The sequence below is a fragment of the Nostoc sp. UIC 10607 genome (assembly GCF_047228265.1).
Taxonomy (GTDB): Bacteria; Cyanobacteriota; Cyanobacteriia; order Cyanobacteriales; family Nostocaceae; genus Nostoc; species Nostoc foliaceum_A.
In genome coordinates this window covers 1-323 of the sequence record NZ_JBIQNW010000279.1, presented here as the reverse complement: position 1 = coordinate 323, position 323 = coordinate 1, and the positions used below count along the sequence as shown (strand labels likewise).

The window sequence follows — 323 nt, the reverse complement described above, 5'->3', positions numbered from 1 at the left end:
GCGATCGCTAACCTAGAATTCAATAAGAAAAGCTATCCTGGCAAGAAAGTTGAAGGTTTATTCAACGGTCAAAAAGTTGGCTATGAATTAATTTGGGATGGAACGAGAGTTGGCTTTGAACCGGGTTGGACACTCCAACAAGCGATCGCTAATTTAGAATTCAATAAGAAAAGCTATCCTGACAAGAAAGTTGAAGGTTTATTCAACGGTCAAAAAGTCGGCTATGAATTAATCTGGGATGGAACAAGAGTTGGCTTTGAACCGGGTTGGACACTCCAACAAGCGATCGCTAACCTAGAATTCAATAAGAAAAGCTATCCTGG

1 pseudogene is annotated in these 323 nt (G+C 40.6%); it reads left to right on the top strand.

The features are described from left to right. Positions 1 to 323 (top strand): annotated as a pseudogene (locus tag ACEYW6_RS36765) (hypothetical protein); the annotation flags it as partial.